Origin of the sequence: Neptunomonas japonica JAMM 1380, from assembly GCF_016592555.1 — a bacterium.
Taxonomy (GTDB): Bacteria; Pseudomonadota; Gammaproteobacteria; order Pseudomonadales; family Balneatricaceae; genus Neptunomonas; species Neptunomonas japonica_A.
Genome location: NZ_AP014546.1, coordinates 3,811,923 through 3,835,609 on the forward strand (window position 1 = coordinate 3,811,923; position 23,687 = coordinate 3,835,609).

General features: G+C 44.0%; 23 protein-coding genes. 8 read left to right on the plus strand and 15 right to left on the minus strand.

The genetic code is table 11. The features are described 5' to 3' along the window. Positions 1-9: 9 nt before the first annotated feature. Positions 10-561, plus strand: a complete 552-nt coding sequence (gene nudE / locus NEJAP_RS18050) for an ADP compounds hydrolase NudE (RefSeq protein WP_201348491.1) — start codon at positions 10-12, stop codon at positions 559-561. Positions 562-586: 25 nt separating this feature from the next. Here the strand turns inward: nudE and NEJAP_RS18055 are convergent, their stop codons facing one another. After that, entirely contained in the window at positions 587-868 is a 282-nt protein-coding gene (locus NEJAP_RS18055; protein ID WP_201348492.1) for a hypothetical protein, read from the minus strand. A gap of 271 nt (positions 869-1,139) precedes the next feature. Between NEJAP_RS18055 and NEJAP_RS18060 the strand changes: the two genes are divergently transcribed. After that, a complete protein-coding gene (locus tag NEJAP_RS18060) occupies positions 1,140-1,724 on the plus strand; it encodes a superoxide dismutase (protein ID WP_028470574.1) in 585 nt (194 codons plus the stop codon). Between the two features lie 88 nt (positions 1,725-1,812). Here NEJAP_RS18060 and NEJAP_RS18065 read toward each other — a convergent pair whose 3' ends face one another. Continuing rightward, positions 1,813-2,187: an isochorismatase gene (locus NEJAP_RS18065; RefSeq protein ID WP_201348493.1), complete on the minus strand. Its 375-nt coding sequence runs from the start codon at positions 2,185-2,187 to the stop codon at positions 1,813-1,815. 106 nt (positions 2,188-2,293) lie between these two features. On the opposite strand from NEJAP_RS18065, the gene NEJAP_RS18070 reads away from it, so the two are divergent. Then, positions 2,294-3,163 carry a LysR family transcriptional regulator gene (locus tag NEJAP_RS18070; protein WP_236590986.1) on the plus strand — a complete coding sequence of 290 codons (870 nt, stop codon included), beginning with the start codon at positions 2,294-2,296 and terminating at the stop codon, positions 3,161-3,163. 36 nt (positions 3,164-3,199) lie between these two features. On the opposite strand, the gene NEJAP_RS18075 is transcribed toward NEJAP_RS18070, so the two are convergent. From NEJAP_RS18075 to NEJAP_RS18095, 5 genes are all read right to left on the minus strand, one after another. Then, entirely contained in the window at positions 3,200-3,607 is a 408-nt protein-coding gene (locus tag NEJAP_RS18075; protein WP_201348494.1) for an ACT domain-containing protein, read from the minus strand. Between the two features lie 71 nt (positions 3,608-3,678). After that, positions 3,679-4,527 carry a fumarylacetoacetate hydrolase family protein gene (locus tag NEJAP_RS18080; protein WP_201348495.1) on the minus strand — a complete coding sequence of 283 codons (849 nt, stop codon included), beginning with the start codon at positions 4,525-4,527 and terminating at the stop codon, positions 3,679-3,681. 41 nt (positions 4,528-4,568) lie between these two features. Then, positions 4,569-5,198 (minus strand): DUF2799 domain-containing protein, encoded by a 630-nt coding sequence (locus tag NEJAP_RS18085; protein ID WP_201348496.1) that lies wholly within the window; start codon positions 5,196-5,198, stop codon positions 4,569-4,571. Beyond that, on the minus strand, positions 5,179-5,550 hold the full coding sequence (locus tag NEJAP_RS18090; RefSeq protein ID WP_201348497.1) for a DUF805 domain-containing protein: 372 nt from the start codon (positions 5,548-5,550) through the stop codon (positions 5,179-5,181). Before NEJAP_RS18090 ends, NEJAP_RS18085 begins: the two co-directional genes overlap by 20 nt. Before the next feature lie 69 nt (positions 5,551-5,619). Then, on the minus strand, positions 5,620-6,228 hold the full coding sequence (locus NEJAP_RS18095) for an arylesterase (protein WP_201348498.1): 609 nt from the start codon (positions 6,226-6,228) through the stop codon (positions 5,620-5,622). On the opposite strand from NEJAP_RS18095, the gene NEJAP_RS18100 reads away from it, so the two are divergent. Both NEJAP_RS18100 and NEJAP_RS18105 read left to right on the plus strand, forming a co-directional pair. Continuing rightward, positions 6,227-6,991 (plus strand): ABC transporter ATP-binding protein, encoded by a 765-nt coding sequence (locus NEJAP_RS18100; protein ID WP_201348499.1) that lies wholly within the window; start codon positions 6,227-6,229, stop codon positions 6,989-6,991. The two genes, NEJAP_RS18095 and NEJAP_RS18100, sit on opposite strands and share 2 nt — an antisense overlap. Then, positions 6,988-9,441, plus strand: a complete 2,454-nt coding sequence (locus NEJAP_RS18105; RefSeq protein WP_201348500.1) for an ABC transporter permease — start codon at positions 6,988-6,990, stop codon at positions 9,439-9,441. The genes NEJAP_RS18100 and NEJAP_RS18105 overlap by 4 nt, the downstream gene beginning before the upstream one ends. A 53-nt stretch (positions 9,442-9,494) precedes the next feature. Here NEJAP_RS18105 and NEJAP_RS18110 read toward each other — a convergent pair whose 3' ends face one another. After that, positions 9,495-12,374, minus strand: coding sequence for a DUF748 domain-containing protein (locus tag NEJAP_RS18110; protein WP_201348501.1), 2,880 nt, complete (start codon positions 12,372-12,374; stop codon positions 9,495-9,497). A 484-nt stretch (positions 12,375-12,858) separates the two neighbouring features. Here NEJAP_RS18110 and NEJAP_RS19475 point away from each other — a divergent pair, with 484 nt between their 5' ends. Next, the gene (locus tag NEJAP_RS19475; RefSeq protein ID WP_268927821.1) at positions 12,859-12,984 is read left to right on the plus strand and encodes a hypothetical protein; all 126 of its coding nucleotides are present in this window, start codon (positions 12,859-12,861) and stop codon (positions 12,982-12,984) included. A 101-nt stretch (positions 12,985-13,085) separates the two neighbouring features. Here the strand turns inward: NEJAP_RS19475 and rpiA are convergent, their stop codons facing one another. Continuing rightward, positions 13,086-13,763 (minus strand): ribose-5-phosphate isomerase RpiA, encoded by a 678-nt coding sequence (rpiA, locus tag NEJAP_RS18115; RefSeq protein ID WP_201348502.1) that lies wholly within the window; start codon positions 13,761-13,763, stop codon positions 13,086-13,088. Positions 13,764-13,930: 167 nt separating this feature from the next. On the opposite strand from rpiA, the gene ilvA reads away from it, so the two are divergent. Continuing rightward, the gene (gene ilvA / locus NEJAP_RS18120; protein ID WP_201350715.1) at positions 13,931-15,448 is read left to right on the plus strand and encodes a threonine ammonia-lyase, biosynthetic; all 1,518 of its coding nucleotides are present in this window, start codon (positions 13,931-13,933) and stop codon (positions 15,446-15,448) included. 86 nt (positions 15,449-15,534) lie between these two features. Here the strand turns inward: ilvA and NEJAP_RS18125 are convergent, their stop codons facing one another. From NEJAP_RS18125 to NEJAP_RS18145, 5 genes are all read right to left on the minus strand, one after another. Beyond that, entirely contained in the window at positions 15,535-16,479 is a 945-nt protein-coding gene (locus NEJAP_RS18125) for an RluA family pseudouridine synthase (RefSeq protein ID WP_236590987.1), read from the minus strand. Next, complete coding sequence (locus NEJAP_RS18130; protein ID WP_201348503.1) at positions 16,476-16,976, minus strand: hypothetical protein; 501 nt, start codon at positions 16,974-16,976, stop codon at positions 16,476-16,478. The genes NEJAP_RS18125 and NEJAP_RS18130 overlap by 4 nt, the downstream gene beginning before the upstream one ends. A 139-nt stretch (positions 16,977-17,115) precedes the next feature. Then, entirely contained in the window at positions 17,116-18,513 is a 1,398-nt protein-coding gene (locus NEJAP_RS18135) for a TRAP transporter large permease (RefSeq protein ID WP_201348504.1), read from the minus strand. Then, a complete protein-coding gene (locus NEJAP_RS18140; protein WP_028470144.1) occupies positions 18,510-19,097 on the minus strand; it encodes a TRAP transporter small permease in 588 nt (195 codons plus the stop codon). The genes NEJAP_RS18135 and NEJAP_RS18140 overlap by 4 nt, the downstream gene beginning before the upstream one ends. Positions 19,098-19,260: 163 nt before the next feature. After that, on the minus strand, positions 19,261-20,244 hold the full coding sequence (locus tag NEJAP_RS18145; RefSeq protein ID WP_201348505.1) for a TRAP transporter substrate-binding protein: 984 nt from the start codon (positions 20,242-20,244) through the stop codon (positions 19,261-19,263). 367 nt (positions 20,245-20,611) lie between these two features. Here NEJAP_RS18145 and NEJAP_RS18150 point away from each other — a divergent pair, with 367 nt between their 5' ends. After that, on the plus strand, positions 20,612-22,225 hold the full coding sequence (locus tag NEJAP_RS18150) for a methyl-accepting chemotaxis protein (protein ID WP_236590988.1): 1,614 nt from the start codon (positions 20,612-20,614) through the stop codon (positions 22,223-22,225). Positions 22,226-22,275: 50 nt separating this feature from the next. Here NEJAP_RS18150 and NEJAP_RS18155 read toward each other — a convergent pair whose 3' ends face one another. After that, positions 22,276-23,682: a sigma-54-dependent transcriptional regulator gene (locus tag NEJAP_RS18155; RefSeq protein WP_201348506.1), complete on the minus strand. Its 1,407-nt coding sequence runs from the start codon at positions 23,680-23,682 to the stop codon at positions 22,276-22,278. Between the last annotated feature and the right edge of the window lie 5 nt (positions 23,683-23,687).

Below are 23,687 nucleotides of genomic sequence, written 5' to 3' on the forward strand. Positions count from 1 at the left end.
GATATCAGTATGCCCGTGAAACCCGAGATTTTGAAGGTCACACCTACCGCCCGCAGTCGTCTATTTCAAGTAGAGGAATTAGAATTACGCTTTAGCAATGGCGTAGAAAGGACTTATGAACGCTTAGCATCACGCGGTAACGGCGCTGTTATGATTATTGCCATCGATGCAGAAGATAATGTCATTCTGATTCGAGAATATGCCGGCGGTATTGAAGATTATACGCTAACACTCCCCAAAGGCTTGATCGACCCTGGCGAGACAGCAGAAATTGCTGCCGATAGAGAGCTCAAGGAAGAGGCGGGCTTTGGTGCAAACAAGCTCGATTTTTTAAAAGAGATGACATCCGCACCCAATTATATGGGGCACCGTATTTCAGCGATTATTGCTCGAGACCTCTACCCTTGTAAGCTTGAGGGAGATGAACCAGAACCAATGGAAGTGGTTCATTGGCCGCTATCAAATATAGAAGAGCTCATAGCTCTACCCGAGTTCACAGAAGGACGAGCCATTGCAGCCTTGTATATGACTCGCCACTTTCTATCGACTGAAAGCAAGTAGCGCAACAATTACTCAATAACAAAGCTTAAGGGTTTGCACACACTTGTGAGCCCTGGCGAATATCTTGCTCTACCTTCGTTTGAGAAAGTTCATCACCCAAACGATTATCCATAATAGCCCGTACTTCTAAGTCGCTATATCGTTTATGCACATAGTCAGACAAACATTCACACTGCTCTTGCGATGCATTACCTGAGGAAACACACCCAGCAACAAAAGGCTCATACGTTTTTGAAGTTAAATACTGCGTTTTAATCACAAAGACCGCCAACAATACTGCAGAGATCCAAAGAAGTATTTTAGCCATGATAAATTATCTATTCTTGTTTTAATGGATGAGCTTCAGCTTGCCTGAAGGTTGGTTATTCTAGAGTGAGTCTTATTAATTTGCAGCAAACTTTAGTCGTAACTAGATCTAATCACACACAAATTGTGTCATGAAAAGACAAAGCAAGGGTGATATCATCTACTCACAAATATGTCGTGGGTCATCTAACCTTTGTCTGAAAGGGATGTCCATAACTGCTATCCATAACTACAACGATATGCTGAACGTGTCGACAAGAAGGTGAAAACACATGAGCTTTGAACTACCTGCACTGCCGTTTGCAAAAGATGCACTAGAACCACACATCTCTGCTGAAACGCTTGATTTCCACCACGGCAAGCACCACAACACATACGTAACTAAACTAAATGGTTTGGTTCCTGGTACTGAATTTGAAGGAAAAACTCTGGAAGAGATTATCCTTTCAGCTCCAGCTGGCGGTGTTTTCAATAACGCTGCTCAAATCTGGAACCACACGTTCTACTGGAACAGCCTATCTCCAAATGGTGGTGGCGAGCCTACAGGCCCAGTTGCTGATGCAATTATCGCTAAATGGGGCTCTTTCGCAGCATTCCAAGAAGAGTTTAACGATAAAGCCGTTAACAACTTCGGTTCTAGCTGGACTTGGTTAGTTAAAAACGATGACTTCTCTCTAGAAATTATCAACACAAGCAATGCGGGTACGCCAATGACTAACCGTCAGCGCGCTATCTTGACTTGTGACCTGTGGGAACACGCTTACTACATCGATTACCGTAACGTACGCCCTGATTACCTGAAAGGCTACTGGTCTCTAGTAAATTGGGACTTCGCTAACCAGAACTTTGGTGCGTAAGTTTTAGCTTTATAAAGCACCTACCTAGGTAGATGCAAAAAAGGCCATTGAGTGACAATTCAATGGCCTTTTTTATTAACCGCAATAATTACCGCTCGCCCTGCACTTCAAAATCATCACGACTCAAACGTGCTTTGCCATCAGTATCAATAATCCAGTGTTCACGATGAACCACGCCAAAGGCCTTATTCATTGTCCAGCTAGAACTCAGTATATACCCCTCGCTCCCTGCCGATTCCCACTTAACATCGAAATACTCAACATTGGCAAAACCCTGATCCATAATGTTTTGCCAAAAAGCCTGTATCTCATCCCGCCCCGTAAATGTTCCAAACGGGCGCGCGTCCATCACAGCACCTAGCATATATTGTGCAGCGCAGCCTGCTGCATCTTGCTTATTAAATGCTTGCTGCCAAAGCAAAATACCTTCTTCACAAGCTTCTAAGATACTTTTAACTGACATGTTACCTTCCCCAATTAGTAAGACAATAAAGCAAGGTTATGCGAATGATTGACACAGAAAAACAGATAGATAAAGATTAACTGTTCTATAAATACGGACAATTAAAATGAACCAGTTACGCTATATGTCTGTCTTTGCACGTATTGTGGAAGAAGGCTCAATTACCGCGGCCGCAGATTCTCTGCAGCTTTCTAAGTCCGTGGTCAGTCAACACCTTAAAACACTTGAAGACGAACTAGGTATTTCACTTTTAAAACGCACAACACGAAGACAAACGCTGACTAGTGCAGGAGACAGTTTTTATCAACAATGCAAAGCACTTAACGACATAGCACAAATAGCTTGGCAGCAAGCCAAAGACACATTAGAAACGCCGCAAGGCGCCATCAGAATCACCGCACCCGACGCTCTCATGAGCACGCTCATCGCACCGGCTATCAGCAAGATCATCAAAAAATATCCTTTATTAGAACCAGAGCTTATTAGTAGCGATCAACATTTAGACTTAGCCGCTGATAATATTGATTTGGCAATTCGCGTTGGTCCTTCTGCTATCAGCTCAATAAAGCAAAGACGTATAGGTTATTTTCGAGATGTTTTATGTGCCACTCCTGATTTAATAGTCAAAGGGATTGATCAACAATCCACTTACATTGCAAACACCTGGCAAGGTGAGCAGATATGCCATACTTTTACACATAAGGACACAGGCCTACCCTTTACATTTTCTACGCAGGCTCGCTGCAAAGCTAACTCATCTAATACTTGTTTAGCCCTCATTAGTGAAGGCGCGGGGGTCGGAGTAATACCTGATTTTTTACTCAAGCAAACAAAAACATCTGTTGATGAGGTTTTTCCAAGCTTTCAACTAATGGAGAACTCAGTGTACGCCTTGCACCCATACAAGAGCATAATACCGCGCAATGTAACCGAGTGTTTAGCCGCTATTGAAGAACAACTATCAGCAGAAATGTAGAGCGCATTAGAAGAGATACGCGGACTTATTAAGACTCTACAAGCCCTTTTTCACCAGTTCATTAAGTACTGACAGTGCTTTATCTGCGTCAAGAGACTTAATAAAAATATGGTCATGATAATAAGCAGCAATGACATTGGCGCTAATATTGGATTTGGTTAATTTAGTGGCAACCGCCGCCGTTAAGCCAACAGCATCAAGGCTTGAATGAACACTTAAGGTAATACACTTAAACACACCCGAATAGGCAACATGACACTCATCTGCCTTTTCTTTTTCTAAAATAACAGTCACACCTTCTTTTTCACGAAAAGTGCCTCTGGGCTGTAATAGTGCTATCTGCTCGTAGTCAGCAATCGCCACTAAACCAAAAACATACTCTGCATCAGAAAGAGTAGGAGCCATGGACGCGATGAGTTTTTCTAGGTTTTTTTCACCAGGCATTTATCACCCTCCCCAAAATAAGCCCTACCCATATAAATATCGATCACATTAACCTGTGCATATGAACCAACCTATGACTCGTTAACGATAAGATTTTTCAACACACCAACCCCACTGATCTCAACTTCAATCACATCGCCTGCTTTCATATAGAGACGAGGCTTGCGTTTAACGCCCACACCACCAGGCGTGCCTGTAACGATGACATCGCCAGCCACCAGCGTACAAAAAGTCGATATATATTCGATCAATGCCGGAATATCAAAAATCAGATCAGAAAACGGCGCATGCTGAACCTGCTCACCATTTAAGCGCGTTGTTAGTGTTTGAGATTCCAAGTCAGCAATTTCATCTGGAGTTACCATCCACGGGCCAAAAGCGCCGGTATTATCAAAGTTTTTGCCTGGGGTAAACTGCCCGGTATGCATTTGCCAGTCACGAATACTGGCATCGTTGTAGCAAGCATACCCAGCAACATGCTGGAAGGCGTTTTCACGCGTTATATGCCGACCAGCGCACCCAACAATCACAGCAAGCTCGCCCTCAAAATCAAGCTTTTCAGAAACCTTTGGCCGTACTATCGGTGCTCCATGAGCGACCTGCGTTGATGAAAATCGCGTAAATAGCACGGGATGCTTCATCTCAGGCATTCCGGTTTCCAACCGATGGCTTTCATAGTTCAGCCCAACACAGATGATTTTTTCTGGGTTAGGAATAACGGGCAATAATTGCACTTCATCTAATGAGTAACAAGGAGTGCTTTCTAATTGGGCCTTGATCACAGCAATATCTGGAAAGCTTACTAATAAACTTTTCAAATCAGGAACATCAGGGTATTCAACAGACAAGTTATATGCACGGCCGCCTTTAATTACACCAAAGCAAGGGTGACCCTCTATTAAAAATGATGCCAACTTCATGTCTGTTTGTCCTATTCATTACGTGGAGTAAAACTAATAATTTAATACGTATGTAAACGCACTTTTCGATCGTATTCTGACTGTTTTCGTAGTAACTCAAAACGCGAGTCTTCAGCATCTTGCTGTAGCCAAAATATTTCCCTGTGATGCGTTTTAATCTCACCTAATAAACGCTTGCGATCTGCGGGCGTGCTTTTATCACTAATTAACAACTGCTCTTTTTTACTAATACGCGTTCTGAGTTTACGAATATCACGTTCAGCATCACTCAAAGTGGCTCGCAGTGTCGTCATCACATCGCTGATCATGAACAATTCATAGCCGGGGTTATACCCTTGCAGAAACTTTTCTTCCAATGCTGCTGGGCAAATACCTTGATACTTACTGCCTTTTTTTCCCTGAAAAAAGCCACTAGAACGTGTACAAAACTGCGTCAACCCTTCCTGATACCCAAGGTGGTAAGCTTCACGCGAAGGGATCACCGCGAACTCAGCACAATCATGACGATACTCATCCAAAATAGAAGAGTGAACTCCCTTAGATGCATCAGCCTGCCCTATCAACTGCCAGTCAGCATGAATACACTCAGACTGGTTCATCGAGCTACAGCCCTGTACTAAGGCAGCAATAGCAAAAACCGCCAACAGTTTATTAAAAGGCTGTTTCATCATGATTATTCTGTGGTCCATATTCGTTATTAGGTTTGCTTGGAAACGCCATCATTACTAATAGAATAATCCAACCCAGTAGCGGCACCAGCATAATCAGCACCCACCAGCCACAACGCCCAATATCATGTAAACGACGAACGCTCACCGCTAAACTTGGCAAAAAGATAAACAGCGAATATAAGCCGCCGAGAAAACCTGCACCCGAAGCATATCTCCAGCCCATAAAACCATCGACAAAACCTACCGCGATACTGATGAGAATATTTATCAGCATGAAATACCAAAACTCTTCACGTGAAGCTCTGCCAGAAAACACCGTGTATTTTTTTATAACCTGTAGATACCAATCCATTATTCACCTGTATCACAATAAATGAGGAGATCTAAACTCGTAAAAATCATCCTAACAACTGGTGCGATGCTAGTCACCCAGCAAAGGCTGTAAGTAAGGCCATACGTTATCTAACAACACAGCTTGCGCTTTAGCATTTGGATGTAAACCATCTGCCTGCATCAGACTTTGCTGCAACGCGACACCTTCCAGTAAAAATGGAACCCGGCTGACTTCATACTCATCTGCCAAGGTTTCAAAAAGCGAGTAAAAACGCTCCGTATAAGAAACACCATAATTAGGCGGCAAACGTATACCCACGAGCAAAGGCGTGGCGCTAGCTTGTTCACTCAGTTCAATTAACTGTGTGATATTTCGCTGTATAAGCGCCAAAGGCATCCCTCGCAACCCATCATTTGCTGCCAATTCAAGAACTATCCAGTCAGGCTGATGTCTCTCTATCAAGGCCGGCAGACGTGTTATACCTCCTTGCGTGGTTTCACCACTGATACTGGCGTTTACCACATCGATATCGGTGTACCCTTGCTGGAGCCGAGTTTCTAGCAGCGCTACCCAGCCCTGCTCAGGACGAATACCATAAGCGGCAGATAAACTATCACCCAGTACTAATAGAGTTCTAGCGGATACACTGCTACTAACAATAACGGATAGTAGTAATAAATAACGGATGAAAGCCATGCTTGATAAAACCTCTTTTGCTATTGAAACACACCATCTCGCAAAAACCTTCTCAACTCAAGCAAGTGCCATCCATTTATTTAAGGATTTGTCGCTCAACATTCAACAAGGTGAGAGCGTGGCGATTATTGGCCAGTCCGGTGCAGGTAAATCAACATTGCTCAGCCTATTAGCTGGATTAGACGAACCTACATCAGGTACTGTGAAGCTAATGGAAACAGACCTTAGTCAATTATCCGATGCTGCACGCTCTGCTTGGAGAAGCACACACCTCAGTTTTATTTTCCAAGCGTTTCACCTGTTACCGGAATTAACCGCACTTGAGAATGTGCAGTTACCACTCGATATTCGCGGCGACAAACAGGCGGCACAACAAGCCACACGCTTACTCGGCAAAGTAGGGTTATCAGACAGGCAAGATCATTACCCTGCTCAACTTTCTGGTGGCGAACAACAACGCGTTGCTATCGCGCGCGCATTTGTCACTGCCCCCTCAATTTTATTTGCTGATGAACCTACCGGAAATTTAGATGCGCAGACGGGTGAAAATATAATCACTCAACTATTCGATATTAATTCGCAGCAAGCAACCACCTTAATACTAATTACACATGATGCCGCCTTAGCATCGCGTTGCAATCGCCAGTTTAGGCTTGAGCAGGGAATGTTAATTGAAGGACTATCAGAAGCACGCCAACAAGAGCCAAACGAAACAATGAATGAAGGCTCAAGTTTAGGAACAAGCAAAGGGTTAGCAGGATGATAACCAAACTAGCCTTACGACAGCTAAAAGCACAGTGGCGACGCCCCGATGGAAGAGCACTACTGCTCTCTATTTTTTTAATGACCAGTTTAATTACCCTACTGAGCCTAACCGGTGACCGCTTAGAAAAAAGCCTAACCACTCGAAGTGCTGAAATACTCGGAGCAGATATGGTGATGAGCAGTCATCGCCAATTGCCTTCTGGCTGGAACAATCAAACCGCACCTTTTGGTTTGAGCACTACCAAGGTAACGCAATTTACCAGCATGGTTGAAGCTCAAGACTCGATGCTACTCAGCGCTATTCGTGCGGTTGATGCCCCCTATCCTTTGCGTGGCAAAATCATTACCGACCCACCACACCTTACGAGCGTCCCTAAAAGCGGTACCGTTTGGGTAGAAGCCAGCGTTTTGAGCCGTCTCAATATTAATGTTGGCGACTCATTAAATATTGGTTACAGCAGCTTTATTGTCGATCGAACACTCATTAGCAGCCCTGACCGTGGTTCTGGTTTTCGTAGCTTTAATCCGCATATCATTATGAATAGCGATGATCTAGCTGCCACCAGAGTACTCGCTCCAGGCAGCAGGGCCCATTATCGTCGTTTATTTGCGGGCTCCCCAGAACAGATTCAAAAAGCAGAATCGTTCTTTAGAGCAAACCTAAATGAAAAGCAGAGACTCTATACGGCCCAAGGTAATCAACCTGTTAGAGGTAATACCGCCAATAACGCCAGCCAATACTTAAAACTCAGTGCTTTATTTGCTCTATTACTAGGCTCCTTTTCTATCTACCTCTGTTTACGCCGCTTCAGTGCCGACCAACGCAGCCGTACCGCGCTACTAATGAGCTTAGGGCTCTCACGGAAGCAGCTTTTTCAACTATTCAGTATTCAGCTTTTATGCGGTTGGTTGCTCGCGACCATCCCTGGTGCCTTATTAGGTTTCGGTCTACATAATGTGGTTTTATGGAAACTGGCTAACTTACTACCCCAACCCTTACCATCACTGAGCATTCTATCGCTTATTAGTAGCCCACTACTGGCAGGCGCCATATTGATCGTTGCCGGGCTTGTCACCTTACTACCGCTAGGGAAAACATCTGTTTTATCCTTAATACGCCAAGGGAATGACCGCCCTAGCACACATAAGCTACTCTACTTACTCACGCCCATGGCACTGTTTAGCATAATTGCTCTATTTGTGGAGTCCGCTTTATTTGCACTCTTTTTAACAACGGGCCTACTATTAGCAGGACTCATATCGGGTTGGTGTGTTCAATTTCTAATTCATACGCTTAACCAACGCCTAAAAAACAGCATACGGCTATTTCCATTATTAACCTTACGCATCAGACAGCAACGCCACTGGCACCGTCTACAAGGCGGTGTACTGACACTCCTCCTTACATTGATGACGGTCCTTTTATTTGCTCGCCAAGACATGCTGAGCGAATGGCAAGGACAGCTCCCTGAAGATACACCTAATCAATTTGTCATCGACATCCAACCTTGGGAAAAAGAGTTTGTTACTCAATGGTTAAGCGATCAAAAAATACCATCAACTCTCTACCCAATTATCAGAGGGCGCATTGAGTCCTTAAACGGCCAAGCAATAGCACAAGCGTTTACCGCTGAGCAACGCCTGCACAATACCTTAAACCGAGAGCTTAATTTAACCTGGGGCAATAAAATTCCTGCACATAACACCCTCAACCAAGGGCAATGGAGCAGCGCCGACAATGCTATTTCTATCGAGCAATCCATGGCGGAGGAATTATCACTGGTACTAGGCGATGAGATTGGTTTTCGTGTTGGCAGCGACCTGTTCAGCGGAACAGTTACCAGTATAAGAGGCGTTGAGTGGGCATCGTTTCGCCCGAACTTTTATGTGATTTTTTCACCCGGCGTGATCGATCAACTTCCGGCGACATATATTACGAGCTTTAAAACGGACGCTAGCCAAAAAAATGCGACGACACTGCTACTCAAAGCATTTCCAACGCTCACCTTGATAGATATTGAACAGCTATTACTGCAAGCACAAGATCTGATCAATAAGCTCAGTGATAGCGCATCGCTTATTTTGTTGCTGACATTACTCAGTGGATTAATTTTAGTGATCACAACACTGCAGCAAGACTTGGTACAGCGTCGTTTTGAAGTAGCGCTACTACGCACGCTCGGAGCATCAGCGAATCAAGCTCGTCAGTTAGATATGCTGGAATACCTATTAATAGGCCTTAGTTGTGGTTTGCTAACCTGTATTATGAGCGAGTCTTTACTCTATTTAATCTACACAAACTTACTGCAGTTAGCCCCTCAGCCACATCCATTTTTGTGGTTAGCATTACCTGTACTGGCAACCGTGCTGTTTGCATTAACAGGCTTACTCACTCGAAAAACGCTGTCACTGCCTAGCAGTTACCAGCTACTTAAAAGTGGGGAGTAGTGCTAAGAGCTGCGTACTTTACGCGGCTCTTAGCACTGTAGTTAACGCAGCTCCTATAGCCCGAGAACAACACCTGGTTTCAACTTGTCGTCTTTCAAGTTTGGAACTGGGAAGCAGGAAAACAAGCGATCTTTAGGAATGCCCTTTTCTAGGAGGATAGCCGTTACAGCCTCGCCACGCTCAGCGGCCAATTCCTGGAGGCGCTCCATGACTAGCACTTCTAGCTCTGCAGGCGGTAAGGGCTTAGATTTTGCTTTATTTTCTTTTTCAAGTAATATCAGTACGCTAGCTCTATCTGCTTTCACCGCATTACCACAAATATTCAAACGTAAGCCTTTTCGAGAAACCATCATCTCACTGATTTTACCCAAATAATCACCGGCATCTGCAGCCGTATTATTCGTGCCTGTTGCGAAATTCACCGGCGCTAAGGTAATAAATGCTCCCGATTTATTGGCATCAATGGCCGTACTGGCCAAAGAGATAAGCGCACCATAGGGCTGTAAAGCTTTTGTCAGAAAGCCAAACGCGGCTTTTTTTAAGCCTTTGCTTGCCAGGCGGTTAATAACACTCTGGTAGCCAAACTGCGGATCATCTAAAGAGCCCTCAACCGGCAAGTCTAATTTAATATTATCCTCGCTATCCTGAAGAACAGAGATTGCTGTGCCCAAAGGCATACTCAGTGTCTTATTAAAGTTACCTGTTGCTTCGTTCTGAGCAGGCTGTACTTCTAATCGGTTTAACTTAATACGGTTCTTACCTGCCAGCACACCTTTTTTCAGCGTGCCGCTACTGCTAAAGTCCATCTGACCACTTTGTAAAAAGTAACCTACATATTTTCCAGCATAAGGGCTAACAACGGGCAGTTCTGCATTTTTCAGGTCGACTTTCCAGTCACCATTTTTTGCACCACCCAGCAAATTCATCTTGCCGGATGCCGTTAATATGGCATGTTTATTAATCGCCGCTTTTACACTAAACGGACTTAACCCACTTTTCCCCGTATCTACCTTAGCTACACTTAATTGCTTGATATCAACCGTCGATTTAAACGTAGGCTTAACACTGTGATCTTCTATATAAACGAGGTTACTGCCAGTCAGTTGTAGCGTCCCAATACGAGAAGTAAAGGCAGCATTATTACCTTTAGATGCTTTTTTTGCAGTACTGCTTTTTTTAGACGATACAGCACTTTCATCTTCTAACGTAGCCAGCGCTTTTGTCAGAGCATCAATCTCTTTTATCACTTGTTTTTTAGTAACAGAGATAGTTGTTTTAGAGTTTTTAAGACGAATATCATTAATCGCTAAGCGTGTCAGATCGCTAAGAAGAATCCCTTTAAGCCGAACTTCACCAATTGTACTTAACGGTTTCTGCCCTTGCTTATAGCTTGCTTTCAAGCCAGATAAAGTCACTTGATCTGAGCTGATTTTCTTCGTCGAATAGAACGCATTATTAAGACCCAAACTTTTTAACTGTAACAACTGCAATGGGTTTTTAATGGTGGCGACATTAAGAGCAGAGCCTTTTAATTGAATTTTATCGATAACCGGCTGCGTGACTTGCATATTATTGATAGCAGCAGACATATCAGCGGATGCTAAATCAACGGCCAACCGACCACCTTGTATCAACTTCAACTGCTGTAACGCGATCACTGGAACTGCAGAGATCCCAGCAATTTCACTCCCTTGCCAGCTAACATCCAAGGGAGACATTAATGATAATTGCGCCGCAGCTAAGTCTAGTTCAGGTGTTTTAAGATCTAGAGCGGCAATATTAAGACCAGCTTGCGTCTTAACTTGCTTAGGTAAGCCTTTTTCAAACTGTATATTTAACGGCCCATTCTGGGTCAGCGTCGCCGCACTGACATTCAAATCAGATTGTCGTAGTTTTAGGTCTTTTACTGTTAAATTTTGTGGGCCTTTGATACTGCTCAATAACTTATCTGCAAATAAGAGATTAACGCCCCCTTTCCAATTAAGTTGCGACATCAACAATGCTAACTCTTTGCCCTGCTCAACCTTAATTGCCGCATTTTTTAACGCGCCATCCAAAGCCATACTTTGTAAATCGCCTTCTGCTAACTCAACAGAGCCTTTCCCCTTCCAGGCCAAATGCTTATCGGTAATAGTGAGCGGCCCATCCTGCCAAGCAAAGTCATCTAAGCTCAAGCTACCGGAGTGAGACAGTTGTCCTGTTCCTCCGGTGATATCAAGCGAAAGCTCAAGGTTCGTTGTTAAAACACCCTGCAGCTGAGGCACCCATGCTTTTGCAACACTCTGTAAAGGAAACTGATCCAGTACTAGCTTTATAGTTGAGGTCTTCTTATCAGGTAATGGCACGGCATCCGTATCAAGCTTGATACGTGCACCATTTAACAAAGCATCTATAGAGAGCTCAGTAGAAGCTTCCTCATCCCATTGGTACAAGGCGTTTAACCCAGCATTATCAATCACGAGGTTCTGCTGGTGCTGCGGCAAGTCTAACGACCAGCTGATCTGACTTAAATTGACATTAGCGATACCGAACTTCCACTCACTGGGAGGCCCTTGTGGTTCTTCTACCTTCTCGCTAGATTCAAATTGAGAAAGATTTATCGGCCCCAACCAAAGGTCATCTCCTTGCTGGTGCAACCCACTCGCCACATCAGTGATCAACACTTCATTAATAAAAACGCGTTTATCCAACAGAGAAGGATAATCCACAGAAACTTTTAAATGGCCTACTTTAATTGGCGGCACACCATCAGATTCAGCTTTAAGCTGTAAAAGCTCAACCGCACCACTAAACCAATGAATATCTACCTTTTCAAATGATGCATTTTCAACGCCCTGGCCTTTAAGCCAGATAACGACCTGATCGCGAATCAAATAGGGTACTGAATATAGCCCTAAAGAAATTAATACTATTATTGATAAAATGATTCGCATTCGTTACCCCGTTATATTTAAAACCACTAGTCACTTACTCTCAAACGTCCAACCTAAGCGACACTCTAGTAGGCCAAAACTTATATACAAAAGCCTACACAACGCTCCCTGATTAGAGGCTGAATCGCTGTTTAGCTTTTGTTTTATTATTTGAGTCTCCTATCAACTTTTCCATAAGAAGTGCTCACTGAACACTAGCAAGACTTGTAGCGTAACGAAACCCCATTAAATAAATGCGGTTATACCACTCGCCCGACTAAAGTCGCTTAATCTTAAATATTTCAACCGCATATAATTTTTTTAATATAAAACAATAAGATAACTAGAATTCTACAGAGCACCAGGATGATTTAACAAAATAAAATATCATTACAAAACAAGTGGTTATTCCAAAAAGCTATAAACCAATAGCGGTTACTGCTAAAATCCGCGGACAAAAAAATACAGTGTAACTCCAACTTTTTAATTTTTTAGGGTGAATTTCATGGATCATCATGATGAGAATTTTCGTGATACTTCTAGCTATGGCTGGATTGCTATTAACCTAGTCGCGATGGTATGGGTTACCATGCCGGTTAGCATTGTAGCGATGCAAATCATGCAGAGGTAAGTATCAGCTTAAAATACTGATATAAAAATGCCGCTTAGATAAGCGGCATTTTTATAATAAAAGCTGTAACCTAAATCCGCTACAACCTTTTGTTACAACGTCTACTGCGTATGTTTGATCGTCTGCACACCTTCAGGCGTACCCATCAAAATCACATCAGCACCGCGCTGAGCAAACAAGCCATTAGTAACAACACCTACGATACTGTTTAGCGTCGCTTCTAACCCTTTAGGATCAACGATCTCAAGGTCATGTACATCAAGGATTTCGTTACCGTTATCAGTTACAAAACCATTACGATAAACCGGCATTCCATCCAACTTTACCAACTCACGAGCTACGTATGAACGAGCCATAGGAATCACTTCAACTGGCAAAGGAAAATCACCCATCACATCGGCCTGTTTACTTGAATCAACAATGCAGACAAACTCTTTTGCAACAGCCGCTACAATTTTTTCTCGTGTTAATGCACCACCGCCTCCTTTCACTACATTTAAACGAGGGTCGAATTCATCAGCACCATCAACATAGACTTCCAGTTCATTGATCGCGTTAAGATCAAAGACGGTAATACCATGGCTTTTTAAACGCTCAGCCGTTGCTTCAGAACTAGCAACTGCACCGTCAAACATATGCTTTACTTTAGCCAGTTCATCGATGAAAAAGTTCGCTGTAGAACCCGTGCCTACGCCAACAATTGTTTCGCGCCCTAAACGTGGACGAATATATTCAACAGCAGCCTGAGCAACGGCTAGCTTCATTTCATCTTGTGTCATGCTATTCAACATCTCATTTATTGACTAATTGCACAAATTATACGCAGCATTGGCGCTCGCTTATAGACGAAATGCATTACAACTTGTAGGATTTCTGCCTCTTCTTGTTAAATCACTCAAGATTGACTGATAAACAAGCCACTCGCTCTATTGATCGTACCCTTATTATGGCTCACCGATACATAAAAAAAATTCTTGAAGCGCGTGTCTATGACGTCGCTGTCGAAACACCTCTGGATGAAGCTAGAGGCCTGTCTGAACGCCTCAGCAACCGTGTCTTATTAAAACGAGAAGACCTGCAACCGGTGTTTTCTTTTAAAATTCGCGGCGCTTATAACAAGATGAGACAGCTGTCGGAGAAAGAGCGAGCGTGTGGTGTTATTGCAGCATCAGCCGGAAACCATGCTCAAGGGCTAGCGATGGCAGCCAAACACTTAGGTGTTAAAGCCACTATTGTGATGCCTAAGACGACACCAGAATTGAAAGTGAATAATGTACGTCGCCTTGGTGGCAAAGTCATCTTACATGGTGATGCTTTTGATGAGGCTTCAGCACACGCACAAAAGCTAGTCGCAGAAAAAGGGATGACTTATGTCCACCCTTTTGATGATCCAGATGTGATCGCGGGGCAAGGCACGGTCGCAATGGAGATTCTCCGCCAAGAGTCTGGGCCTATCGATGCTATTTTTGTACCGGTCGGTGGCGGCGGCCTGATTGCCGGTATCGCGGCCTATGTAAAGTACCTGCGCCCCGAAACCAAAATTATTGGCGTTGAGTCCGAAGACTCCGCCTGCCTTGCTGCTGCCATGAAAGCATCTCGACGCGTAACCTTGTCACAAGTAGGCATTTTTGCTGACGGCGTCGCTGTTGCACAAATTGGTAAAAACACCTTTGAAATATGCCGTGACCATGTCGATGAAGTGATCACCGTGACAACCGACGAAATCTGTGCGTCCATCAAAGATATTTATGACGACACACGCTCAATCTGTGAGCCAGCAGGTGCATTGGGTGTTGCCGGGCTTAAAAAGTATGTCCATCGTGAGCAAAGCAAAGGCAAAACACTAATTGCCATTGATTCAGGTGCCAATATTAACTTTGACCGCCTACGCCATGTCGCTGAGCGCTCTGAACTAGGCGAGAAACGTGAAGCTATTATTGCCGCTAAGATTCCAGAAAAACCGGGCAGTTTCAAAAAGTTCTGTACGGCGCTAGGTAAGCGCAATATCACAGAATTTAACTACCGATACAGTGACGATACTCAGGCGGTTGTATTTGCAGGGGTGCAGATTCAAGCGAATAACGATGGAAAGGAAGAGCTATTAACAGAGCTTCGTGAGCATATCGAAGAGGTTGTAGACCTTACCGATGATGAAGCAGCCAAACTACATGTACGTTACATGGTAGGTGGACATGCTCCTGAGTCAGTTACCAATGAGATCGTTTACCGATTTGAATTTCCGGAACGCCCTGGTGCACTAATGAAGTTTCTCAGTACATTAGGTGGTCGTTGGAATATTTCCATGTTCCATTACCGCAACCATGGCTCCGCTTATGGTCGTGTGCTGGTTGGCATGCAAGTACCCAAAGCAGAAAGGCCACAGGTAAAAGAGTTCCTGAACGAGATTGGCTATAACTTCTGGGAAGAAACCAACAACCCAGCTTACAAGTTGTTTTTAGGCTAACTCTCTTAAGGCTATTTGGCTTGTCATAAGATCACAAAAACCGCTCTAACCCAGCGGTTTTTTTTACGTCAACTATAAGCAAGGAGTCATAACAACTCTCTATTAAACTCGGTATTCAGCTCGATAACCTTTGATTCAAGCATGTGGTGTTGCGCGCCTAACGTACCAAAGTCATCGTCAGTGAGAGCTTGCTCTAAGCGCTTTAAGTAAAAACGGCCATCATGTGAGTAAATTTTGTCACCGATGATGGGATAACCCAAGTGCGCTAATTGAGCTCGAATTTGATGCTTTCTGCCCGTAAACAACTCGCACTCGATTAACGCCCTGCCGGTTTGACGCTGCAGTACACGAAAAGCCGTTTTACTGACTTTGGGTTTTAAATAGCGTTCCCGTTCCTGTGGATCAACGACATACATTTGGCTACGAATTTCACTGCCTTGTTTTTCGGACAATTCGCACTCAAAAGTAATCTGATTCCACTCCGGCAAACCTGTCACCCACGCATGGTAGACTTTCCTGACAATGAGTTGCTCTAAATGCTTTTTCCACTTTTTATCTGCAGCACTATCTTTAGCCAGCAAGATGACACCCGATGTCTCTGTATCCAATCTATGTAGCAGTTGAGCATTTACGAACGGAGTTTCACGGCGAACTAACGAGATCAGTGTTTGATATAAGTTACGTGTAGTACGACTAACAGGCAGTAAGGCGGGTTTATATACTTTCAGCAGCTCATCATTTTGCCACAGTACTTGCCAGTGAGAGTCAACATCCGCTTCTTGATGTCCCCTCAGGCGGACCGTCACTTTTTGTCCACAAATAAGTATTTGATTAGGATAAGCGACAAGACCATCAACACAGATGCAGCCGTGTTCAAAAGCTTGGGGCAACTGATCAACATCACGACGTGCTAAACGTACGGAGAGAAATTCTAAAATATTTTGTGATGATTCAGAGAAAACCCAAAAGACTAAGCAAAAGCTATCAGCAGGGTCATGTGTTGCAGATAGCACCACCTCATGGGTCGTCAAGGCATCTCCGGTGAATGTTCAAAGCTCTTTCCAAAGAAAGCCCGCACAGTAAATAAGCACGTAGAGGTAAGCCCCCATAGCAGACCTGTCACCACTCCTAAATCAACAATCCCGCGCCAAGGTTGTTCTAACTGATGCACCAATAACACCATCACGATAATACCTAGCGTCAAACTATAAGTAACTATCATGCGTTTACGCACAATAGAAAAAAAGCCCATACAAAACAGCGGAGCCAACAATAGTCTAAGTGGAGATACATTCTGAGATAGGTAAAGTATTCGCGCAGCAACACGTGGAGACCATCCCTGCTGGAATCCGCGATACCCTTCACTAAAGCCCATAAAAACAATACTTACTACCAACGCCAACCAATGATGCCACTCGAGGTTGTAATCAAAGGTTTGCCAACCTATCGCGCTTAATCGATAAATGGCACTACCCAGCAGCAAGCCGATCCCTGTGATTCCCCACAGAACAGCAATATACCCTAGCACTATCGTATCTCTTTTATTAATCAGTAGAGGCGCACATTGTACCCAACTCTGCCAGATACTAAACAAAAAAACCGCCCATATAGGGCGGTAAGTGCACGTAAATTGATACAAATATTACATCGCCGCTATCACATCAAATTTAATAACCGTTTAGCGAATCAATATATTCAGGTAAGAATAGTGAAATCTGCGGTATATAAGTTATTAGCATCAGGAAGCCTAACAACAAACATAACCACGGTAGACACGCTTTAATAACCCAGATCATATTCTGTCCGGTGATACCTGCCGTTACGAAGAGATTGAGCCCTACCGGCGGTGTCAGCATGCCAATTTCCATATTCACCACCATGATAATACCGAGGTGAATCGGATCAATTCCCAATTGCGTTGCTATAGGGAACAAAATCGGCGCCATGATCAAAATAATCGCTGATGGCTCCATAAAGTTACCAGCAATCAATAGTAAGATATTTACTACAATCAAAAAGCCCCAAGCTGGTAAACCCCATGCAATGATCGACTCAGCGATGGTATGCGGGATACGCTCAGTCGTTAGCACATGAGCAAACAGCATTGCATTAGCAATAATGAACAGCAGCATCAACGACACTTTTGATGCATCCAGTACGACTTTGCGAACTTCAGGATCTGCAAAAGACTTAGGGATTGCCATCAACATCTGCGCAGTATTACGAAAAGATGCAGACGCAACACCCTCTCCCTCATTCTGCCACGCGACACCTTTCATCGGACCAATGTCACGGTAACCAACGACGGCAATGAAATAACCGTAAACCGCCGCAACCGCCGCCGCTTCCGTCGGTGATGCAATACCACCGTAGATAGAGCCCAATACGATGATGATCAGCATCATCCCACCCAGCGCAATGATGCCTGAACGAGCTAGTTTCTTAAAACCTGGAAACGGCTGAGAAGGCAACCCTTTGATACGTGCTACGATGTAGATGGCGATCATCAAAATAAGACCCATCATCAAGCCAGGAATAAACCCTGCCATAAACATACGCGAAGCAGATACTTCCGTTGCTGCGGCATACACCAGCATGACAATTGAGGGAGGAATCAGGATACCTAATGTCCCGGCATTGGCAATAACACCCGCAGCGAAGGATTGTGGATAACCCGAGCGAACCATCCCTGCAATACAGATAGTTCCGATTGCTGCTACAGTCGCAGGAGATGAACCTGAAACCGCCGCAAACAACATACAAGCCATAACAGACGCCATTGCTAGGCCGCCTTTAATATGACCTACCGTATCGACAGCAAAGTTAATCAATCGCTTGGCGACACCACCGGTCGATAAAAACGCCGATGACAATACAAAGAACGGAATCGCTAACAGTGTGTAATGCTCTGATGTTGCTTCAAATAGCTTAAGTGCAATCGATGCAAGAGAGTCATTCGAGAACATCAAAATAGTGGTGACAGACGATAGACCCAACGCTATAGCGATCGGCATACCAATAAACATACAAAAGAACAGGGTGATAAAAAGAACCGCAATAGTCATGATTTATCTCCCTTGTCTTTGTTTGAGTCTTTATTCTCTGGATCCCCAAGAGCTGTGTCCTGCAAATCTTTTGCAATCTCCATCGACTCTTCGGCTTCATCCGCAAAATGGAAGCCATCGGCTTGTCCAATCACAACTTTCCAACCGAGCTGTAAAAAGCGAACAATCAATAAAACAAAACCAATAACCAATATGCTCATCGGAATCCATTTAGGAATAGGAATATCTTCCATCTCGATACCGATCATTTTCATCTTGCTTAAATAAATCCAAGAGCCATAAACAAATAGGCCGCAGTAAATTAGGCAAAGCACGATTGCCAGCAATGTAAAGAATCGATGAGTGTTAGCTGGCAGCATCTTGACGAATACATCTACGCCGATATGAGCACCAACTTTTACTCCATAAGAAGCACCAAACAGCACAAACCAAGCAGCCATTAGCAAGGTAGCTTCCTGTGCCCAGTGAATACCTGAGTTGAACCCAAACCGAGCCACAACCTCTACAAACACAAGCAGGGTCATTGAAACCAGAAGCAAGGACAAGAATCCCTCTTCCAGATGCGAAACCACTTTTTTAATCATCACATCCACCATCTACACGACTTTCGTCGTTTATTATTATCGTGAGACAACATTTACAGGACAGCTCTACCTGCGTAGCTACCAGCACGCAGGAGAAGCTCTCTTCTAAACAATACTCATTGAGGAAACAGGCAAGCAGTTACGCTTGCCTGTTAACATCAACTTACTGGTTAGATGCTTCGGCAGCTTTGATCAGATCAGCGCCAATTTCTTCTTCAAACTGAGCCCATACAGGCTTCATTGCAGTAACCCACTGCTGACGCTCAGCATCAGTCAGGTTGACGACTTCAGAGCGTTTAGAGTCAATAATTTTTTGCTTATCTTCGCTGGCTTTTTCAGCAGCAATACCATTGCCGTATGCAATAGCATCATCCAAGGCTTTTTTAACTTCTACTTGCAGCTCTTTGTCCAAAGACATCCAGAATTCAGCTGAAGTCACGACTAGGTAGTCAAGAACACCATGGTTAGATTCTGTGATGAATGGCTGTACTTCAAAGAATTTTTTAGAGTAGATGTTAGACCACGTATTTTCCTGACCGTCGATAGCCTGCGTTTGCAGCAGAGTAAATACCTCAGAGAAAGGCTTTTTCAATGGCACGGCATCGATCGCTTCAAACTGCGCTTGCAGTACATCAGACGTCATAATGCGGAACTTTCTTCCTGCAGCATCAGCTGGTACTTTCAATGGATTACTCGCAGACAACTGCTTCATACCATTATGTAAGTAACCCAAACCAACAAGACCTTTTGATTCAAGAGAGCTTAATAGCTTTTGGCCATCAGGACCTTGCTGAAAACGCTCAACGGATTTCATATCTTTAAACAGGAAAGGTAAATCAAAAATTTGTAGCTGCTTAGTATATTTTTGTAATTTAGAAAGTGAGGGAGCGGCTAACTGAACGTCCCCCAGAAGCATCGCCTCCAATACTTTGTTATCACCGAAAAGCTGAGAACTTGGGAATACAGCAACCTCAACTTTCCCAGCTAGGCGCTCTTCAACTAGCGCTTTGAATTTAAGCGCCATCTGGCCTTTAGGGGTGTTTTCAGCTACCACATGAGAAAACTTAATTTCGATTGGTGCTGCTACTGCAGCCTGAGCACCGAGTGCTAAAGCAATTGTCGTTACCGCGGCGGTCAATAAACGCATGGTGTATCTCCTACTTCTTGGATTTATTTTGATTATTTCGCGTTTGCTGAAAGCCACTTAAACCTCTGCTATCAGCGTCTACACTGATATAGCAAAGATAAGGCCAATCACAAATTATCATTTAGAAACATGAAGTTAGACATAAAACACAGTTTGTAACAGTAAAGAAATGGCGTATTACCACCCATGCAAAAACCACAGAAGTGGCGAGAATCCACACATTTACAACAAAACAACGCCCTTCAGAGTTACACGATCCTTACTATTCTTTGATTTAGATTCACGACAAAAATCTAAAGAACCTCTATAGTCCGCCGCTGTTAAGTTTATATTCAGCGTTATAGAACGGTCAAAACAGGAGCCTGAAGTGAGCATCAATAAAGGGATGTCGATTCAAACCAAAGTCAATTTGTCACTCGTTGCCGTTTTCACGATTGTTTTCATCGGTAGCCTGACAGCTATCTTTAAAAGTGAGACAGGACTCAGTAATGAGGTAGCCCGTAAAACAACACTCGCTACGGCAGACTCTTACTTTGATAGCATCAATATCCTGATGCTCAGTGGTGCCATGGCAAATCGCTCCACCTTACAACAAAAAATTATTACCAATGAAGACCTGATTGAAGCGAGAATTATTCGTAGTGATGCGATATCAAACGTCTATGGCCCTGGAACAACAGACTCTCAAATACAAGATGAGTTTGACCGTAGAGCGATGCAGGGAGAGCATATTATTGAGGATATTAATGACGAGAAAGGCCATCGCCTTGTCGTTGTAACCCCAATGAAAGCCTTAACTGACTATAAGGGCACGAACTGTTTGCTCTGCCACCAGGTTCCCGAAGGCGACATTATTGGTGCCGTGCGCGTTACTTATTCATTCAAGAACTTAGATGCTAGCGTTTTCAGCAATATCACAGCCATTGCACTCATTGAATTGGCCCTATTTGCGGCCGGCATTATTCTTATAAGCCTTCTGCTTCGCCGCTTAGTAGTAAGTCCTATTAACCGCTTGAGCGACACAATTCATAGCATCGAAAAAGAGGGAAACCTTAACCTTAGAATCGACGTCACGTCGACTGATGAAATTGGCAATATGTCTACTGCATTTAATTCAATGCTGGAGAATTTTCACAACAGTCTAAAGCAAGTCAGCAATACCATTATTCAACTAGGCTCATCCAGCAAGCAGATAAATGACATTGCCAGTATGGCCTCACAAGCGGTTAGTAACCAGCAGACCCAAACAAGCTCCGTTGCCTCTGCAGTGACACAAATGGAAGTTGCTACAAAAAGTGTGGCAGAGAACGCAGAACGCACCGTGTCCGCATCAGATCTTGCTCTACGAGAAACCACCAGCGGTACAGATATCACGCAAGCGGCTTTACAAGAAATTGAAAGCCTTAAAGACAATATGATCAAAGCAACCCTCGTTATCCAGCAACTCAACGATCAGAGTCAAAATGTAGGTACGGTACTGGAAGTCATTCAAAAAATTGCAGGCCAGACTAACTTACTCGCTCTTAACGCGGCTATAGAGGCAGCACGTGCTGGAGAGCAAGGGCGTGGATTTGCTGTCGTAGCTGATGAAGTCAGAACCTTAGCCAGTCGCACCCACCTCGCCACTGAAGAAATTAACTCTATTATTACGCGTTTACAGAAAGATGCTGAGGGGGCGGTCACTGTCATGGATGTTGCGATGAACAGTGCCGAGTCGGGCGTTGAAAGCGTGCACAAGACCTCTAATGCACTCATCAATATTGCCGAAGAAGTACGTGTCATTAACGACATGAACCACCAGGTGGCCAGTGCTATTAAGGAACAGTCTCAAATGGCGGCCAGCGTAGACTCCAGTGTTCAAGATATTAGTCAAAGCTCGAGCAATACCGCAAATAGAGCCACACAGCTAACATCGGTTTCTTCTGAATTAGGCTCGCTGGCTTCGCAACTTGGCACGCTGGTGAACCGTTTTAAGTTATAAGACCCGGCAAGAATAAATTCTGTCCCCCTTCTCCATAGAGAACGGGGGTATTATGACTTGTAATCGTTTTTATCCAGCCCATACTTGCGCATTTTGTCATAAAGGGTTTTTCGCGGCAGCCCAAGGCTATTAAGCGTATCCTTGATCGACCCTCCATGCAGTGAAAGCTCAGTTTGCAGCAGTATTTTCTCGAACCGTTCAACTTGCTCTGGCAATGTCATTTTCCCTGAAGCAGTGCTGTCGGTAATGGGGCGGTTATCGAAGTCGAAAGTACAACTTTCTCCAAGTAATACATAGCGCTCAGCCAAATTGCGTAGTTCACGAATATTTCCCGGCCAATCATGTGTCATCAAGCTATGCATTCTTTCCATGTTAAGAGGCAACACCTCCCTTCCATACTGAGTAGAAGCTAAGATGGAAAAGTGCTGAAAGAGCATAGGGATATCATCTAAACGCTCTCTTAGTGGTGGAATATCAACACGGACAACATTCAAGCGATAATACAAATCTTCACGAAACTCACCTCGCTCGGCCTGTTCTTTTAAATCTACTTTACTCGCAGCAATCACCCGAATATCAAGCGGAATCAGTTCATTTGAGCCCAAACGTTCAATGGTGCGCTCTTCCAATACCCTTAGCAGCTTCACCTGTAAGGCGAACGGCATACTTTCAATCTCATCTAAAAAAACAGTTCCACCATTAGCATGTTCAAACTTACCAATTCGCTTGAATTTAGCATCAGTGAAGGCACCCTTCTCATGTCCAAATAACTCACTCTCAATCAAGCTTTCAGGTACGGCCCCGCAATTAATCGCTACAAAGTTTTTATCTCTGCGGTTGCTGTGTTCATGAATATAACGGGCCATCAAATCCTTACCGGTGCCGGTCTCAGCTAGCACCAAAATATCAGCAGGCGTATCGGCTACGGCATGCACTAAGCGACGCAATTGTTTAACAGATGACGTATTACCAATAATACGCGGCCCTGGAGCACTTTGTGCTTCTAACTCCTGACGTAATCTGCGGTTTTCAATAGTAAGCGCACGTTTTTCCATTGCTCTACGAACAATATCTACTAGAAGCTCTGTCGAGAATGGTTTCTCTATAAAATCATAAGCGCCATTTCGCATCGCACTCACAGCCATAGAAATATCACCATGACCTGTAATCAAAATCACAGGAAGGTCCGGGTCAATAATATGCGCTCTTTGCATTAACTCCAGCCCATCGATGCCAGGCATATTGATATCGGTTACTAAGACACCACACCATTCATCAGTAATTTGCTCGAGCGCTTTTTCTGCGCTTTCTAGCGCGACAACAGCATACCCTGCCAGCTCTAGCGTCTGCCCAGCAGAAAGCCTTATATGCTTTTCATCATCCACAAGCAGCACTGTGTTACTGTGACCTGCCACACTTTGATGAGTCGTATTTTGATTTTCGTCTACAACCTGCATACGTT

What these genes read in the sequence shown, in the direction of transcription:
- nudE (WP_201348491.1), top strand. Translation starts at nt 10, where the DNA reads ATGCCCGTGAAACCCGAGATTTTGAAGGTCACACCTACCGCCCGCAGT.
- NEJAP_RS18055 (WP_201348492.1), bottom strand. Translation starts at nt 868, where the DNA reads ATGGCTAAAATACTTCTTTGGATCTCTGCAGTATTGTTGGCGGTCTTT.
- NEJAP_RS18060 (WP_028470574.1), top strand. Translation starts at nt 1,140, where the DNA reads ATGAGCTTTGAACTACCTGCACTGCCGTTTGCAAAAGATGCACTAGAA.
- NEJAP_RS18065 (WP_201348493.1), bottom strand. Translation starts at nt 2,187, where the DNA reads ATGTCAGTTAAAAGTATCTTAGAAGCTTGTGAAGAAGGTATTTTGCTT.
- NEJAP_RS18070 (WP_236590986.1), top strand. Translation starts at nt 2,294, where the DNA reads ATGAACCAGTTACGCTATATGTCTGTCTTTGCACGTATTGTGGAAGAA.
- NEJAP_RS18075 (WP_201348494.1), bottom strand. Translation starts at nt 3,607, where the DNA reads ATGCCTGGTGAAAAAAACCTAGAAAAACTCATCGCGTCCATGGCTCCT.
- NEJAP_RS18080 (WP_201348495.1), bottom strand. Translation starts at nt 4,527, where the DNA reads ATGAAGTTGGCATCATTTTTAATAGAGGGTCACCCTTGCTTTGGTGTA.
- NEJAP_RS18085 (WP_201348496.1), bottom strand. Translation starts at nt 5,198, where the DNA reads ATGATGAAACAGCCTTTTAATAAACTGTTGGCGGTTTTTGCTATTGCT.
- NEJAP_RS18090 (WP_201348497.1), bottom strand. Translation starts at nt 5,550, where the DNA reads ATGGATTGGTATCTACAGGTTATAAAAAAATACACGGTGTTTTCTGGC.
- NEJAP_RS18100 (WP_201348499.1), top strand. Translation starts at nt 6,227, where the DNA reads ATGCTTGATAAAACCTCTTTTGCTATTGAAACACACCATCTCGCAAAA.
- NEJAP_RS18095 (WP_201348498.1), bottom strand. Translation starts at nt 6,228, where the DNA reads ATGGCTTTCATCCGTTATTTATTACTACTATCCGTTATTGTTAGTAGC.
- NEJAP_RS18105 (WP_201348500.1), top strand. Translation starts at nt 6,988, where the DNA reads ATGATAACCAAACTAGCCTTACGACAGCTAAAAGCACAGTGGCGACGC.
- NEJAP_RS18110 (WP_201348501.1), bottom strand. Translation starts at nt 12,374, where the DNA reads ATGCGAATCATTTTATCAATAATAGTATTAATTTCTTTAGGGCTATAT.
- NEJAP_RS19475 (WP_268927821.1), top strand. Translation starts at nt 12,859, where the DNA reads ATGGATCATCATGATGAGAATTTTCGTGATACTTCTAGCTATGGCTGG.
- rpiA (WP_201348502.1), bottom strand. Translation starts at nt 13,763, where the DNA reads ATGACACAAGATGAAATGAAGCTAGCCGTTGCTCAGGCTGCTGTTGAA.
- ilvA (WP_201350715.1), top strand. Translation starts at nt 13,931, where the DNA reads ATGGCTCACCGATACATAAAAAAAATTCTTGAAGCGCGTGTCTATGAC.
- NEJAP_RS18135 (WP_201348504.1), bottom strand. Translation starts at nt 18,513, where the DNA reads ATGACTATTGCGGTTCTTTTTATCACCCTGTTCTTTTGTATGTTTATT.
- NEJAP_RS18140 (WP_028470144.1), bottom strand. Translation starts at nt 19,097, where the DNA reads ATGATTAAAAAAGTGGTTTCGCATCTGGAAGAGGGATTCTTGTCCTTG.
- NEJAP_RS18145 (WP_201348505.1), bottom strand. Translation starts at nt 20,244, where the DNA reads ATGCGTTTATTGACCGCCGCGGTAACGACAATTGCTTTAGCACTCGGT.
- NEJAP_RS18155 (WP_201348506.1), bottom strand. Translation starts at nt 23,682, where the DNA reads ATGCAGGTTGTAGACGAAAATCAAAATACGACTCATCAAAGTGTGGCA.